The following is a 14,413-nucleotide window of genomic DNA, read 5'->3' as shown; positions in this document are numbered from 1 at the left end:
CGTTAGCAAACGCAGACCAGGCTGGCGCGAATCGCCGCCAGCAACTCATCCGGCGTGTTGACCAGGTGGTGCGCGCCACCCTCAAGTAAAGCGTCGTTTTCGCCGTAACCCCAGGCAACGCCGATGGCGGTCAGGTCATTGGCGCGGGCGGCTTCCATATCGTAGTGGGTGTCGCCGATCATCAGCGTTTCCGCCGGACGCAAGCCTTCCTCTGCCAACAGATGTGCCAGCAATTCGGGCTTGTGGCCCAGCGCACCGCCCTCACCCGAGCCATAAACGTCGATAAACCAGCGCTCCAAACCGGTCAGTTTCAACAATTCACGTGCGACCGGGCGGTATTTGGCCGTCGCCACAAACTGCTGACAACCGGCTTCGGCCAGCGATTCAAGCACCGACTCAACACCGTCAAACACCGGAATATCAGCCAGTGTTTCATCGCAGATCGCGCGGTAATGACGCACCGCCGCGTCAATGCGTTCAGCGTCGTCGGTGTTCAGAAAGTGCGCAAAGGTCGGATGAATGGACGGGCCGATAAAGGGCTTTAATTCGGCAAAGGGTAACGCAGGCAGATCGTACGCCCGGCGGGTTTCATTCATCGCCTGCACGATCACCGGCATGGAATCGACCAGCGTGCCGTCCAAATCCCAGAGAATATTCATAGTCCTGGTTTCCACCCTTGGGTAATGGGGTAGCGCCGATCCCGGCCAAAACCGCGCGGAGTCACCCGCACGCCTTCCGGTGCCTGACGGCGCTTGTATTCGTTGATGTCGATCAGGCGAATTACCTGGGCGACGACGTCGCGCTCGAAGCCGGCTGAGACTATGGCATCGAGGCTTTCGTCGCGTTCGACGTAGCGCTCGATGATGGCGTCGAGGATGTCGTAGCCCGGCAAGCTGTCTTCATCTTTTTGATCTGGGGCCAGCTCGGCCGACGGCGGTCGGGTAATCACACGCTCTGGAATTGCTTCGCCTTGAGTGTTGCGCCAGCGCGCCAGACGATAAACCCAGGTTTTGGGTACGTCTTTGAGGGCGTTAAAACCACCGCACATATCGCCGTACAGCGTGGCGTAACCGACCGCCATCTCACTCTTGTTGCCGGTGGTCAGCACCATGAACCCGAGCTTGTTGGAGAGCGCCATCAGAAACAGACCGCGCAGGCGCGACTGCATATTTTGTTCGGTGGTGTCGACCGCTCGGCCTTCGAACATCGGCGCCAAGGTGGCGTAAGCGGCCTCATAAGCATCACCGATCGGCAGCACTTCGTAGCGAATGCCGAGCAGCTTGGCTTCGGCTTCGGCGTCTTCCAGGCTCATCTTGGCGGTGTATTGATAAGGCATCATCACCGCCATCACTCTATCCGGACCGAGCGCATCGACGGCAATGGCTGCACTCAACGCCGAATCGATACCGCCGGATAAGCCCAGCACCACACCCGGAAAACCGTTGCGATTCACGTAGTCGGCCAGGCCCAGTTTCAGCGCTTCATAAAGCGAGGCTTCAATCGACAAGACCGGCGCTTTGACCGGCTCGGTGACCCGCCAGCCCGACTCTGTACGTTCCAGGTCGCAACTGTGCAGACATTCGCGATAGGCCGGCAAGGTCAGGCTGATGCGGCCATCAGCTTCGGCGATAAAGGAGGCGCCATCGAACACCAGCTCGTCCTGGCCGCCGATGTGATTGACGTAGACCGTGGTCATATTGGTTGAACGCGCAACCCGGCCAACCTGCTCGTGGCGCTGGGCTTCGCGATCAATGTGATAGGGACTGCCGTTGATATTGATGTTGATCTCGGCACCGGCTTCGGCGGCGCGCCGTGCCGGGCCGTCGTACCAGATGTCTTCGCAGATGGTCAGCGCTATCTTGGCGCCTTTGAATTCGAACACGCAGGTTTCACTGGCTTTGGTGAAATAGCGTTTTTCATCGAACACCTGGTAATTGGGCAGATGCTGTTTGCGGTAGTCGGCGATAACCCGACCGTGCTGAACGACCATGGCCTTGTTGTAGAGCTTGCCCGCTTCACGTTCCGGATAACCCACCACCATGGCGATGTCCAGCTCGGCCGTTTTCAGGCGTTCAATGGCCTCATTGATGCGCAACTCCAGACTGGGACGCAACAGCAGATCTTCCGGCGGATAACCGGCCAGGGTGAGTTCGGGAAAAACGATCAGGTCGGCGCCATCGGCCTGGGCCGCGCGCGCCAGATCGAGCACCTTGTCGGTGTTGCCAGGAATGTCGCCCACCGGGAACCGGAACTGGGCCAGAGCGACGCGCAATGTCATGAAAGGCGAACCCTTGTCGCGAGCGGGGCGGTATTGTCCGGCAAAGACCGCATCAGGACAAGTCCGAGCCAGCCAAGCGCGGTGTTACCAGCAGGGATCGTCCGGGCCGGCCGGGTTTTGTTGGCCGTTATGATCGTAGGAACGTTTGCGACCGAGGTGGTCGAGGGTGAAGATGGCGCAGTCGGTATCGGCTTGCTGACTATCCACGGCGACGGCAATCACTTTGAAACAGGGATCGGCGGTGCAATCGAGCTGCACATGAGATGACCCAGTCGAAATATTCAGTGGGGTTTCGTCACCCACAACCATGCTCAGTTGATAATAATCCTGCTTCAATAAGGTCGTATCCAGTTCGGTGGTATCGCTGGTGAAATGCCCGGCACGGGTTTTTAATTGTTGTTGCAAACTGGCCACAGTCGTTAACAAGCTGACCGCTTCAGTACGCCGCGATTGACGCACCGTTTGCTGGTAGCCCGGAATAACCAGCGCTAACAAAATGGCAAGAATGGCCATAACCATCAGTATTTCTATCAGAGTAAAGCCAGCTTGTTTGTGCATCTCAATCCTCCTTGATTGAAATATCTCAGGGCGCAAAAAGCAGCGGTATTTCACGCCAGCCGAAACGACCGCTACCCGGGCTATATAAAACCTGGGTCATCACTCGCGCCTGTTCGCCACGGCCTAAGGTATAAGCGGTAATACGAAACAGCGGCTGCCAGTGACTGGACTGAAATTGATGATCGTTATTGGCGTTGGGATCGGTGTTGTCGATGGGTATATAACAGCGCCATTCGATCAAACCATAAACCGGCACCGAATCGTCAGCGGCAGAAAACTCGAGTGCCGACTGCTGATTCTGACCGGAGCTTAACCAGCGAGACGGATCCTGAAACCATTCATCCTGCGCACTGCGCGCCGACAAGATACAGTCGTCGACGTCATTCGCATCGACCGCTGCATTATAGCTTCCATCGAAGCATCGCCCTTGTGGACACTGGCTGGAATAACAATGATTGGAGTCAGTTTCACACAGCTGACCAGCCGCGTTGATCTCAAAATCGGCCAGCCTCAAATCATCGACGATGTTCGTCAGCGCCGCTTCCGTCCACTGCAAACTGCGATTGCGCTCACTCAGCTGACCGCTCAGTTGCTGCTCCATAGTCGCCAACTGCATGGCTGCCACAGCGGCAATGCTGAGCACCAACATGAACACCAGCACCAGAATCAACACCACACCACTTTGCTGTTTGGCCGCATGCATCACCAGCCTCCATTGTGCAGATAAACGCTGCTGGATAACGTTGTAGAAAGCGCCTCGTCGCTTTCTAGTGACGACTCTGAGCTAACCGTGACGCTTAGTTCAACGACCACAAGCTGAGAAAAATTCAAAACGCTGGACGCCTTAATCTGCTGGGCATCAACAAAGCGGTCGACGATGCCATCGCGAGGGTTGTCGGTGTCCAGGCCATACAGCAGTTGTAGATCATCGACACCTTTTAGCAGCATCTCGTCGTTTGCGGTGGTATTGATTTGCCCCAGCTCGTTACCGGCGTTGTCTTTATTGCGAATTGCATAGCTACGCTGCTGCAACGGATAGAGCATGGAACCCGCTGCATAGGCCGGCTGAACGTCGGCACCGCTGGTATCCGAGCAGGTAAAATTGCCTCTCAACCGATGCGTGCAATTGTAGTTATTATGTTCTCCGGGCTCCGGCGGTAATGTCGTTACTGCTAGCGAGGTATTGCTAATCCGGGTGGCCCGGAAAATGGCCATATTGGTACAGTTGCTGTCGACCAGCACCATGATTTCACCATCGTAACCGCTGTCGAAGCGGCTGCCGCTGGCCAGAGTGAGTTGTGTTTCGCTGCCATTGCTGGTCTGATTTTCGACGCTAAAGGCGGCGTCGGTTTCGAGCAAAGTCAGCGTAATGACATCGGTGCCAACTACGACATCATGATCAGGATCGTCGACATCATCTTCAGCGCTTATTAAAGGAAGCAGTGAGAAATAATCCTCGCTGCCGGGTCTGACCAAATTAGCAATATTCAACAGGCCAGACGGGCAACCCACGAAACCGACTTGTTTTATGTCCGCCAAAATAATATCCATGGCCAGACGCGCTGTTTCCTGCAAACGCCCTTGCTGTTGCAACAAGGCGTGACTGCGCTGACTGTTGATCAAAGCCAACGTCACTGTGCTGATAATCAGCAACGACAGCGCCATGGCGACCAGTAATTCAATCAGGCTAAAACCACTAACGCCTATTGTCTTAGGTGAAGATTGCATCCATGCCCTCACTTACAACCGGGTGATAAAAACCGCCGCTGGCTGACCCTGTCCACCTTGGCCGGGCCACTCCATCGATAACTTAAAACGGTGCCCCTGGCGCTCTAAACGGGCGCTCGCTCCGGGCAGTGTGTCCTTGAGTTGCTCCAGCCAAAGCGCCAGATCGCGCTGGGCAATTTGCACGGCGCTGCAATCCTGGAGGTCACAGTCTGGTTGCGACGGCAGGTTGCCCTGGCCGTCGTCATTAAAAAGGTAGTCGTTGCCGTTAAGCGCTAAATCACGGTTGGCTCGTAATCGCTCGAACAAAGACTCCGCCATTACCGCAGCGCGGCTTTGATAAAGCGCTTCGTTGCTGATTTGCAAGGCCCGGGTTTGTAACTGGGCATAACCGAGGAAACCGATAGCGAGCAGCACGACGGCAATCAAAACTTCAATCAGTGTGGCGCCATCCTGTCTTGCTGAAACTTTCATCTCAGCTTGCCTGTGCACTGCAGTGTTTATCACCGGCCACTTCAAACCGAAAGCGTCCAGTGCTCGACACCACCACACATTGCAAATAGCCAATGTCGTTTTTGGCTATTCGAAAGGTACCGTTATTGCCGGGGCTGCGGCCTTGGCGGTTAAAACGAAGGGTATAGGACTGGTTATAGGTCAGGTCAGCATCGGCAGGCGTGTCTTCATACACCGACAGTACTCGTTCATCTGGCTGATGTTTGCGGTCTTCATTTAAATCAATAAAGACAAACCAGCCAGCGGACCAGTCATTGGCCGGGCTATTACAGCGTAAATCAGCCGGTTCGGCAGTAAACAGATTATTAGCAGCGCCACAAATGGTGACGGGTAACGCCAACGTCGTCGCCTGATTGCGCGCCGACATTAAGGCGGCAAACAAGTCATCACGCAACCGATCGGCGCTCTGAGTTTGAATCAATTGACGGTAGCTGGGTAACGCCATGGCGCTCAGTATTCCGAGCAGTGCCAGGCTCACCAGTAATTCGATCAGCGTCAGTCCTTTCGCTGTGTGCATGCCTTTCATCCGTGTCAGGCGTGGAACAAACAGGCTAATCGAGCGGTGGTCGAAAGGGCAGCGGTGAGAGACGGTCAGCCGTTAAATTTGCCAACCGCTTCATGTTTTGCGCTGAACGAATCCGGTTTAACCCAGATCCTTCATGCGCAGTTCGCGCGGGATGGAGAAGGTGATGTTCTCGGGGATGCCATCGAGTTCGATAGGGGCCTCGGCACCGATGGCTTTTAATCCATCCAATACCTGAGTCACCAAGATTTCCGGAGCGGAAGCGCCGGCGGTGACGCCAATGCGCTGTTTGCCTTCGAACCATTTGGCCTGCAACTGGCTGGCGTCGTCGAGCAGGTGGGCTTCGCAACCCATGCGTTCAGCGAGTTCGCGCAATCGATTGGAATTGGACGAATTCGGGGAGCCAACAACCAATACGATGTCGCATTCGGCGGCCAGGGTTTTCACCGCATCCTGACGATTCTGGGTGGCGTAGCAGATGTCGTCTTTGCGCGGACCTTCGATCTGAGGAAAACGCGCACGCAGAGCATCGATGATGCGAGCGGTGTCGTCCATCGACAGGGTAGTCTGAGTAACATAAGCCAGCCGGCTTTCATCACGCACCGGCAGAGTGGCGACGTCGTCTTCGTTTTCCACCAGATAAATATCGCCGCCCTGGCTGTGATCGTACTGCCCCATGGTGCCTTCGACTTCCGGATGGCCACGGTGACCAATCAGAATGCATTCCATGCCGTCGGCGCTGTAGCGCGAGACTTCCAAGTGCACCTTGGTAACCAGCGGGCAGGTGGCGTCGAACACTTTCAGGCCGCGCTTGTCGGCCTCGGTCCGCACTGCCTGGGATACGCCGTGAGCGGAAAAAATCACCAGTTGGTTGTCCGGTACTTCGTCCAGCTCATCGACGAAAACAGCGCCGCGCTGACGCAGATCGTCGACCACGAATTTGTTGTGCACCACTTCATGACGCACGTACAAAGGCGCCCCGTAGAGTTCCAATGCCCGGTTAACGATATCGATGGCGCGGTCGACTCCAGCGCAGAAGCCGCGCGGATTGGCCAGTTTAATGTCCATCAGTCGCGCTCTCTATGGCGAGAATTTCCACTTCGAAGTCCAGCGATTTGCCAGCCAAGGGGTGGTTGAAGTCCACTGTAACAAAGTCACCTTCGATTTCCGCAATTACGCCGGGTAACTCATTGTTACCGGCATCAGCAAACGACATCACCATGCCAGGTTCGATGTCGGCACCAAACTGGTCACGTTTGAAGGTCTGGAGGTTCTGCGGATTGTGCTGACCAAAGGCGTCTTCAGGCTCGACACGGACGGTGCGATGGTCACCCACCGCCAGGCCCAGCAAATGACGCTCAAAGCCTTCCGGCAGATTACCATCACCGATGGTCAACGTCGCCGGTGCTTTCTCAAAGGTGGTGTCCACCGTTTCGCCGCTGTCCAGACGCAACGCAAAATGCAGCGTGATGGTGGCGTTTTCCTGAATCACGTCCATGCTCAACTCACGGCTCCGCGACGTCGTTTTTCCAGCCAGAAAGCATCGATCAAAATCATGATGGCACCTACGGTAATGGCGCTGTCGGCAATATTAAAGGCCGGGAAATAGCTGTTGCCCCAATGGGCGTGGATAAAGTCGACCACATAACCCAGCGTGACCCGATCGTAGAGATTGCCCAGTGCGCCACCGAGAATCATTGACAACGCGATAGACACCCAGCGATCGGTCGGCTTAAGCCGCATAATCCAGACCACCAGCAGAATAGAAACCGCCAGCGCAATCAACACAAACAGCCAGCGCTGCCAACCACCGGCGGCGCCGAGAAAGCTGAACGCCGCGCCGCGATTGTGCAGCAAGGTGAAGTCGAGCACCGGCAGAATCGTCACCGGTTGACGATAGGTCAGCAACTCCACCGCCAGCGATTTGGTCCATAGATCCACGGCAATAACGGCGGCGGCAATGAACAACCACAGCAGTTGCCGCGGACCACCTGGAAACAGCTGATTGAGCTTAGGCAAAGTAACGTACCTCACCACTGCCAGCGACGTTCTCGACGCAACGACCACAGAGATCCGGATGTTCAGGGTGCAGGCCAACGTCAGCACGCTGGTGCCAGCAACGTTCACACTTCGGTTGCTCGGAGGCGACGACCGCCACTTTGAGACCTTCCAGATCGGTGTCGATGGCATCGGCCGGTGCCTCGTTCAGATCGGCCAGTTTGGCTTCGCTGGTGAGGGTGACAAAACGCAGCTCCTCACCCAGTTCCGCCAGGGCAGCCTTCAATTCACTGTCGCAGTAGAGCGTGACTTCGGCTTTCAGACTGCCACCGACGCGACCTTCGTTACGCGCCAGTTCCAGCACCTTGTTGACGCCTTCTTTGGCGGCCTGAACCTGGGCCCAGAAGGCACCGTTCATCGGTTCGCTGTCGGACAGCCTGGTCAGACCTTCATACCAGGTCTGCTCGAACACGCTCAGGCTGCGCTCGCCAGGCAGATGCTGCCAGAGTTCGTCAGCGGTAAAGCTGAGGATGGGCGCAATCCAGCGCACCAGCGCTTCCAGCACATGATAAAGCGCAGTCTGACAGGACCGGCGCGCCAGGGAATCGGCCTGGGTGGTGTACTGGCGATCCTTGATGATATCCAGATAGAAACCGCCCATATCCAGCACGCAGAAGTGGTGGATCTTCTGGTACACCTGAACGAACTGGTAGTTGTCGTAGCAGTCAGAAACTTCCTGTTGCAAGCGGTAAGCGCGATCTACAGCCCAGCGATCCAGCGCCAGCATCTGCTCCGGTTCGACCTGATCTTTGGCCGGATCGAAACCGCTCAGGTTGGAAATAAAGAAACGCGCGGTGTTGCGGATGCGACGATAAGCATCGGCGGTGCGATTGAGAATTTCCTTGGACATCGCCATCTCGCCGCTGTAGTCGGTCGAGGCGACCCAGAGCCGCATGATATCGGCGCCGAGGGTGTTGAAGATTTCTTCCGGCTCGATGCCATTACCCAACGACTTGGACATCTTGTGTCCTTTCTCGTCGATGGTGAAACCGTGCGTCAGCACCTGCTTATAAGGCGCGCTGCCATTGATAGCGACGGCGGTTTTCAGCGACGACTGGAACCAGCCACGGTGCTGATCCGAGCCTTCCAAATACATATCGGCCGGGTACTGACCCAGCTCCGGACGCTTGCGCAGCACGGTGTCGTGGGTGACACCGGAGTCAAACCAGACATCCAAAGTATCGGTGACTTTCTCGTACTGATCGGCATCGCTGATGACGTCGGCAAGATCCAGCTCCCACCAGGCATCCATGCCCTCTTTTTCGACACGTTCAGCCACCGCTTCGATGATGCGCGGCAGTTCCGGATGCAGCTCGCCAGTCTCTTTATGAGTCACAAAGGCGATCGGCACACCCCAGGTGCGCTGGCGCGAGATACACCAGTCCGGGCTTTGTTCCATCATCGCTTCGATGCGGTTCTGGCCCCAACCCGGCACCCAGCGCACGCCCTTGATGGCGTCCAGCGCCTGGCCGCGCAGGTTTTGCTTGTCCATGCTGATGAACCACTGTGGCGTGGCGCGGTAGATCAGCGGCGTTTTGGTGCGCCAGCAGTGCGCGTAGCTGTGGGTCAGCTTGCCTTCGCTGAGCAGACGGCCATGTTCTTTGCACACTTCGATGATGTGCGGCTCGACTTTATAGACATGCTCGCCGGCAAACAGCTCAACGTTGTTGCGATAGACACCACCGTCATCGAGCGGATTCAGTGTTTCGATACCATAGCGCTGGCAGACCAGAAAATCGTCCATGCCATGATCGGGCGCGGTGTGAACCAGGCCGGTACCGGCGTCCAGAGTGACGTGATCGCCGAGCAATACCGGGATGTCACGCTTATAAAACGGATGGTCGAACAGCAGTTCCTCCAGCACCTGACCTTTGGCGCGAGCCAGCACTTCGACCTTGTCCAGACCCTGGCGCTCAGTCGCCGCTTCGAGCAGACCTTCGGCCAGGATCAGCCGCGCCGGCGCGCCATCGACCTCGGTTTGCAGCAGCACATAATCCAGCTCCGGATGCACAGAGATGGCCTGGGAAGCGGGCAAGGTCCAGGGCGTTGTGGTCCAGATGACCGCACCGATTTCACCTTCGCCTGCATCAGTACCAAAGGTTTTCAGTACCGCAGCCGGATCCTGAGCCGCATAACGCACGTCGATGCTGAACGAGGTTTTATCTTTGTATTCGACTTCGGCTTCGGCCAAAGCCGAACCACCGACCACACTCCAGTACACCGGTTTAAAACCGCGCACCAGATGACCGCTCTCGGCGATCTTGCCGAGCGCGCGAATGATGTCAGCTTCGGTCTGGTGATTCAGCGTCAGGTAGGGGTTTTGCCAATCGCCAAAGACGCCCATGCGGATAAAGCCTTTACGCTGGTTGTCAATCTGACCCAGCGCATAAGCACGACATTCGGCACGGAAGGTTTTGAAGTCGACTTTGTCGCCGGCACGGCCGATGGTCGTTTCGACCTTGTGTTCGATCGGCAGGCCGTGGCAGTCCCAACCGGGCACATAGGGCGCATCGAAGCCAATAAAACTCTTCGACTTGATGATGATGTCTTTGAGGATTTTGTTAACCGCGTGGCCGAGGTGCAAGTCGCCGTTCGCGTACGGCGGACCATCGTGAAGAATGAACTTGGGACGACCTGCGCTGGCAGCGCGAATGCGCTGGTAAATGCCGTTCTGCTCCCATTGAGCCAGCATTTCCGGCTCACGCTTGGCCAGGTTGCCGCGCATCGGGAAATCCGTCTGCGGCAAATTCAGTGTCGCTTTATAGTCAGTCATGGAGGTCGGTCACTTCGGTCAATGGGCCTGTCACAGGCAACCGGGGGTTGGAAGGATTCATAAGCCGCTCACATCGGCGGCTTCTAGCCAGGCACGTGCGGCCTGGATATCGGTCTGGATCTGATTTTTCAGGGCGTCAAGACTAGCAAATCTTTCGATGCCTCGCAGCCGCTGCCATAGCTGCACATCGAGGCGCTGGCCGTACAAATCAAGGTCAGCATCGAACAGGTGCACTTCAAGCCAGTTACGTTCATCACCTACGGTCGGTTTCGGCCCCAGGTTAGCCACACCCGGCAGCCAGCGATCGCCCACCCGGGTGCGCACAGCAAAGACGCCATTAGTGGCCAGCTTGGGATGATTCATCAGGATATTAGCGGTCGGCACTCCAATGGTGCGGCCCAGTTTACGGCCGTGAACAACCCGGCCGCTTAGGGTATAAGGCTCGCCCAGCAATTCGGCAGCCTCCTGCAGATGGCCCTCCGCCAGGCTGGTGCGAATGGCTGTACTGGAGACACGATCATCACCCAGACGTTGTGACTCCAGCTGCTGCACTTCGAAGTCGTATAGGCGCAGAAAATCGACATCGCCGCGGCGGTCATTACCAAAGCGGAAATCGTCACCCACCTGAACCCAGCGGGCATTCAGGCCGTCGATCAACACGTGCTGAACAAAATCGGCGGCCGACATGGCGCGCAAGGCGGAATTGAACGACAGCACCACGAGCTGATCAACGCCCATGGCGCCAAGCCGCCGAACTTTGTCGTTCAAGGCTGCCAGACGGGCCGGAGCGCCCTTGGGATCAAAGAATTCGCGCGGCTGAGGCTCGAAGGTGACAACAGTAGATGCCAGCCCACGAGAGTGAGCCGCTTCATTAAGCGCTTCGATTAAGCGCTGATGCCCCAGATGAAGGCCATCGAAGCTGCCAATGGTCACGGCGGCCGGCTGGCCGAGCGGTCGAGGTCGACGACTGATACGCATAGCGATCTGTGGTGGCGAACAGGGCCGCGCAGTATACAAAAAAGTGCCGATGGCGTCTTCCGTCAACGCACAGTTTCAGTGCCCCGATAAATGACGCGGACGCCCACCCAGCAACCACCAGACGATGGCAAAGACCAATAAACCTTCGACAACCAGCAGCGCCACCCGCCAGATCCGCCCTGAAATGTCAGCCGGCAACGCCATCCACTCCAGGCTCATCACGCCGAACAGCGCCGCGGCCATGACCGCCGAAGCAAAAAGCGCACGCAATGTGGCAGGCAACCAGAGTGCCGTTTCCGGTAATCGGCGTTCGCGCGCCAGAGTCCAGGCCAACATGCCAGCGTTCACCCAGGATGACAGCGCCGTCGCCAAAGCCAAACCAACGTGCGCCAACGGCAGGATCAGTAAGAGGTTGAATACCATGTTCAACGACATCGCCCAGATGGCAATGCGCACCGGTGTGCGGGTGTCCTGACGTGCAAAGAAAGCGGGCGCCAGTATTTTGATCAACATAAAGGCGGGAAGTCCGACCGCGTAGGCCATCAAACTGGCCGCACTGCGTCTGACGTCATAAGCCGTAAAGGCCTGATATTGAAACAAGACCGTCAGTAACGGCTCCGCCAAAACAACAAGTGCCGCCATGGCGGGTAAACCGACGGTCAGCACTAATGCCAATGCCCAGCCCAGCGTTCGCTTAAAGGCATCCGGATCTTCGGCGCTGGCCTGACTGGAAAGGCGCGGTAAAAGCACCGTCCCGATGGCAATACCGATCACACCCAATGGCAACTCTGAAAGACGATCGGAATAATACAACCAGCCCACTGAACCATCGGCCAGCAAGGAGGCCAGGACGGTATCCAACAGTAAGTTGATCTGACTGACTGAGACCCCAAACAGCGCCGGTACCATCAGCACGGCTATACGTTTCACACCAGCATGACGGGCACGCCAGTTGAGCGGCTGCCAAACGCCCAGGCGGATCAGCGAAGGCCATAACCAGAGCCATTGCAGCGCGCCCGCCACCAGAACACCTAAGGCAAGACCGGTCATCGGCACGTCGAATTGGGGGGTTAACCAGAACGCGGCGCCGATCAAACAGAGGTTCAGAATGACCGGAGTAATGGCTGGCGCGGCAAAGCGATTGTAGGTGTTGAGTACCGACTGCGCTAAAGCAGTCAATGAAATAAACCAAAGATAAGGAAAGGTCAGCCGGAGAAAGTCGGCTGTTTGCGCCAATTTGACGCCATCGTCATGAAAACCAGGGGCAAACAGCCAGGCCACAACGGGCGAAGCAACCATGGCAACGACGGTAATCAGACCCACCACCGAACCCAGCGCCACCTGAGTGGCTGCGACCAGACGCCGCACGCCAGCATCACCTTCTTCCTGTCGAATCTGGCTCAGTACCGGGATAAAGGCCTGGTTAAAGGCCCCTTCTGCAAACAAGCGCCGCAAAAAGTTCGGCACTTTAAAGGCAACAAAGAAAGCATCCATGGCTCCGCCAGCACCAAACAGCACGGCGAAGACAACATCGCGTGCCATCCCCAACACCCTTGATGCCATGGTCGCGGACGCTACGACAATCGAATGACTCAACAAGCCTTGTCGGCCTTTAGTGCGCTTTGAGTCGGCTGCAGCCATGTCGATTCGATCCGTGGTCAAAAGGGCGAAGCGGCCCAGTCTAGCCGATCCAGGCACCTGGCCGGAAGCGAAGAAGTAAGTCCGCGCAGGGCAGCATTGACAACAACCGAGTGAAACCCTAGAATCGCGCCCCTCGAATTTGACCCTCAAGACAGTTGAAAGGAGCTGCCCGTGGCAAACTCTGCTGGTTCCAAGAAACGTGCTCGTCAGGCAGTGAAGCGCCGGGCGCACAACGCCAGTCAACGATCTATGGTTCGCACCTACGTAAAGAAGGTTGTGAAGCAGATCGAAGCTAAGAACTACGATGAAGCGTCCAAGGCCCTGACGACCGCACAGCCGGTTATCGATGGCATGGCCCGCAAAGGCATCATCAGCAAGAACAAAGCGTCTCGCACCATGAGCCGCCTGTCCGCTCGCATTAAAGCACTGAAAGCTGCTTAAATATCGACCGGAAACGAAAAAACCCGCCTCGGCGGGTTTTTTTATGCTTCAACAAAACAACTGAACTACATTCAGAAACGACCTTCGTTGAAATCCGTAATGGCCTGCTGAACCTCTTCAACAGTATTCATCACGAAAGGACCGTACTGAACCACGGGCTCGTCAATCGGATCACCCGCCACCACCAGCAAACGGGTATCCGGCGATAACGAACTGACCTCAATGTAGTCTCCCTCACCCAGAATGCCCAAATGACGTTCCGGCAGTTGCGTTCCTGCCAGCTCAGCCGAACCCTGATAGACATACACAAAGGCTGACTTACCAAGCGGCACTTCGACGCGCTGACTGGCACCATCATGCAGATGAAAATCCAGATAGAGAGGGTCGGTCACCACATCTTCCACCGGCCCTTCCACACCCTGGAAGTTACCCACCAGCACTTTGACTTTACCGTTTTCAAGCTCAACCTCTGGCACATCTTCCGGCCGGATATCCTGATAGCGTGGTGCCGTCATTTTGTGCGTCGACGGCAGGTTCACCCATAGCTGGAAACCCCACACCGGACCATCTTCCTGGTTGGGCATTTCCTCATGGACGATACCTCGCCCGGCCGTCATCCATTGGATGGACCCAGGTGCCAGATAGCCAGTATTGCCCTGATTGTCCCCATGACGAAAAGCGCCCTTCAGCATATAGGTGACGGTTTCAAAGCCCCGGTGCGGGTGCATCGGAAAACCGGCCATATAATCCGCTTTATCGTCGGACTTAAATTCATCCAACATCAAAAATGGGTCCAGGTTACGGACATATTGGTTACCGATGACCCGGGTCAGTTTGACACCGGCACCGTCTGACGTAGGAATACCTTTGGCAATTTGTCGAACACTACGCTCTTGGCTCATCTCGTTCTCCTGCCGTTTATTGA

14 protein-coding genes and 2 pseudogenes are annotated in these 14,413 nt (G+C 56.5%); 1 reads left to right on the top strand and 15 read right to left on the bottom strand.

Annotated features, from left to right (window positions below):
- Positions 1 to 2 precede the first annotated feature (2 nt).
- The 14 genes and pseudogenes from ABMA60_RS04625 to murJ form a co-directional block, all read right to left on the bottom strand.
- Positions 3 to 659, bottom strand: a complete 657-nt coding sequence (locus ABMA60_RS04625; protein WP_392799402.1) for an HAD family hydrolase — start codon at positions 657 to 659, stop codon at positions 3 to 5.
- Positions 656 to 2,278, bottom strand: a complete 1,623-nt coding sequence (locus ABMA60_RS04620; protein ID WP_392799399.1) for an NAD+ synthase — start codon at positions 2,276 to 2,278, stop codon at positions 656 to 658. The genes ABMA60_RS04625 and ABMA60_RS04620 overlap by 4 nt, the downstream gene beginning before the upstream one ends.
- Positions 2,279 to 2,362: 84 nt before the next feature.
- Positions 2,363 to 2,836: a type IV pilin protein gene (locus tag ABMA60_RS04615; protein WP_392799396.1), complete on the bottom strand. Its 474-nt coding sequence runs from the start codon at positions 2,834 to 2,836 to the stop codon at positions 2,363 to 2,365.
- Between the two features lie 25 nt (positions 2,837 to 2,861).
- Entirely contained in the window at positions 2,862 to 3,539 is a 678-nt protein-coding gene (locus ABMA60_RS04610) for a PilX N-terminal domain-containing pilus assembly protein (RefSeq protein ID WP_392799394.1), read from the bottom strand.
- Positions 3,539 to 4,564 (bottom strand): PilW family protein, encoded by a 1,026-nt coding sequence (locus tag ABMA60_RS04605; protein WP_392799391.1) that lies wholly within the window; start codon positions 4,562 to 4,564, stop codon positions 3,539 to 3,541. The genes ABMA60_RS04610 and ABMA60_RS04605 overlap by 1 nt, the downstream gene beginning before the upstream one ends.
- 12 nt (positions 4,565 to 4,576) lie before the next feature.
- Positions 4,577 to 5,035, bottom strand: coding sequence for a type IV pilus modification protein PilV (gene pilV / locus ABMA60_RS04600; protein ID WP_392799388.1), 459 nt, complete (start codon positions 5,033 to 5,035; stop codon positions 4,577 to 4,579).
- Between the two features lies 1 nt (position 5,036).
- Positions 5,037 to 5,399: pseudogene (locus ABMA60_RS04595) on the bottom strand (GspH/FimT family protein); the annotation flags it as partial.
- Positions 5,400 to 5,516: 117 nt separating this feature from the next.
- Positions 5,517 to 5,591: pseudogene (locus tag ABMA60_RS04590) on the bottom strand (prepilin-type N-terminal cleavage/methylation domain-containing protein); the annotation flags it as partial.
- A gap of 126 nt (positions 5,592 to 5,717) precedes the next feature.
- Positions 5,718 to 6,665: a 4-hydroxy-3-methylbut-2-enyl diphosphate reductase gene (gene ispH / locus ABMA60_RS04585; protein ID WP_392799385.1), complete on the bottom strand. Its 948-nt coding sequence runs from the start codon at positions 6,663 to 6,665 to the stop codon at positions 5,718 to 5,720.
- Positions 6,655 to 7,095, bottom strand: coding sequence for an FKBP-type peptidyl-prolyl cis-trans isomerase (gene fkpB / locus ABMA60_RS04580; protein WP_392800413.1), 441 nt, complete (start codon positions 7,093 to 7,095; stop codon positions 6,655 to 6,657). The genes ispH and fkpB overlap by 11 nt, the downstream gene beginning before the upstream one ends.
- A gap of 2 nt (positions 7,096 to 7,097) precedes the next feature.
- Positions 7,098 to 7,616 (bottom strand): signal peptidase II, encoded by a 519-nt coding sequence (gene lspA / locus ABMA60_RS04575; protein ID WP_392799381.1) that lies wholly within the window; start codon positions 7,614 to 7,616, stop codon positions 7,098 to 7,100.
- Complete coding sequence (ileS, locus tag ABMA60_RS04570; RefSeq protein WP_392799378.1) at positions 7,609 to 10,428, bottom strand: isoleucine--tRNA ligase; 2,820 nt, start codon at positions 10,426 to 10,428, stop codon at positions 7,609 to 7,611. The genes lspA and ileS overlap by 8 nt, the downstream gene beginning before the upstream one ends.
- 57 nt (positions 10,429 to 10,485) lie before the next feature.
- A complete protein-coding gene (gene ribF / locus ABMA60_RS04565) occupies positions 10,486 to 11,406 on the bottom strand; it encodes a bifunctional riboflavin kinase/FAD synthetase (RefSeq protein WP_392799376.1) in 921 nt (306 codons plus the stop codon).
- Between the two features lie 75 nt (positions 11,407 to 11,481).
- Entirely contained in the window at positions 11,482 to 13,047 is a 1,566-nt protein-coding gene (gene murJ / locus ABMA60_RS04560) for a murein biosynthesis integral membrane protein MurJ (RefSeq protein WP_392799374.1), read from the bottom strand.
- A 171-nt stretch (positions 13,048 to 13,218) separates the two neighbouring features.
- On the opposite strand from murJ, the gene rpsT reads away from it, so the two are divergent.
- Positions 13,219 to 13,488, top strand: a complete 270-nt coding sequence (gene rpsT, locus ABMA60_RS04555; protein ID WP_392799371.1) for a 30S ribosomal protein S20 — start codon at positions 13,219 to 13,221, stop codon at positions 13,486 to 13,488.
- Between the two features lie 71 nt (positions 13,489 to 13,559).
- Here the strand turns inward: rpsT and ABMA60_RS04550 are convergent, their stop codons facing one another.
- Positions 13,560 to 14,390, bottom strand: a complete 831-nt coding sequence (locus tag ABMA60_RS04550) for a pirin family protein (protein WP_392799368.1) — start codon at positions 14,388 to 14,390, stop codon at positions 13,560 to 13,562.
- Positions 14,391 to 14,413: the final 23 nt, after the last annotated feature.

The organism is Saccharospirillum sp. HFRX-2 (genome assembly GCF_043196805.1).
In the GTDB taxonomy this organism is placed as follows: domain Bacteria; phylum Pseudomonadota; class Gammaproteobacteria; order Pseudomonadales; family Natronospirillaceae; genus Saccharospirillum.
Note: the sequence above shows the minus strand (reverse complement) of the source record. Positions and strands in the feature narration are given on the sequence as shown.

What these genes read in the sequence shown, in the direction of transcription:
- ileS (WP_392799378.1), bottom strand. Translation starts at nt 10,428, where the DNA reads ATGACTGACTATAAAGCGACACTGAATTTGCCGCAGACGGATTTCCCG.
- murJ (WP_392799374.1), bottom strand. Translation starts at nt 13,047, where the DNA reads ATGGCTGCAGCCGACTCAAAGCGCACTAAAGGCCGACAAGGCTTGTTG.
- ABMA60_RS04605 (WP_392799391.1), bottom strand. Translation starts at nt 4,564, where the DNA reads ATGCAATCTTCACCTAAGACAATAGGCGTTAGTGGTTTTAGCCTGATT.
- ABMA60_RS04620 (WP_392799399.1), bottom strand. Translation starts at nt 2,278, where the DNA reads ATGACATTGCGCGTCGCTCTGGCCCAGTTCCGGTTCCCGGTGGGCGAC.
- ABMA60_RS04615 (WP_392799396.1), bottom strand. Translation starts at nt 2,836, where the DNA reads ATGCACAAACAAGCTGGCTTTACTCTGATAGAAATACTGATGGTTATG.
- ribF (WP_392799376.1), bottom strand. Translation starts at nt 11,406, where the DNA reads ATGCGTATCAGTCGTCGACCTCGACCGCTCGGCCAGCCGGCCGCCGTG.
- ABMA60_RS04610 (WP_392799394.1), bottom strand. Translation starts at nt 3,539, where the DNA reads ATGCATGCGGCCAAACAGCAAAGTGGTGTGGTGTTGATTCTGGTGCTG.
- ispH (WP_392799385.1), bottom strand. Translation starts at nt 6,665, where the DNA reads ATGGACATTAAACTGGCCAATCCGCGCGGCTTCTGCGCTGGAGTCGAC.
- pilV (WP_392799388.1), bottom strand. Translation starts at nt 5,035, where the DNA reads ATGAAAGTTTCAGCAAGACAGGATGGCGCCACACTGATTGAAGTTTTG.
- fkpB (WP_392800413.1), bottom strand. Translation starts at nt 7,095, where the DNA reads ATGGACGTGATTCAGGAAAACGCCACCATCACGCTGCATTTTGCGTTG.
- ABMA60_RS04625 (WP_392799402.1), bottom strand. Translation starts at nt 659, where the DNA reads ATGAATATTCTCTGGGATTTGGACGGCACGCTGGTCGATTCCATGCCG.
- ABMA60_RS04550 (WP_392799368.1), bottom strand. Translation starts at nt 14,390, where the DNA reads ATGAGCCAAGAGCGTAGTGTTCGACAAATTGCCAAAGGTATTCCTACG.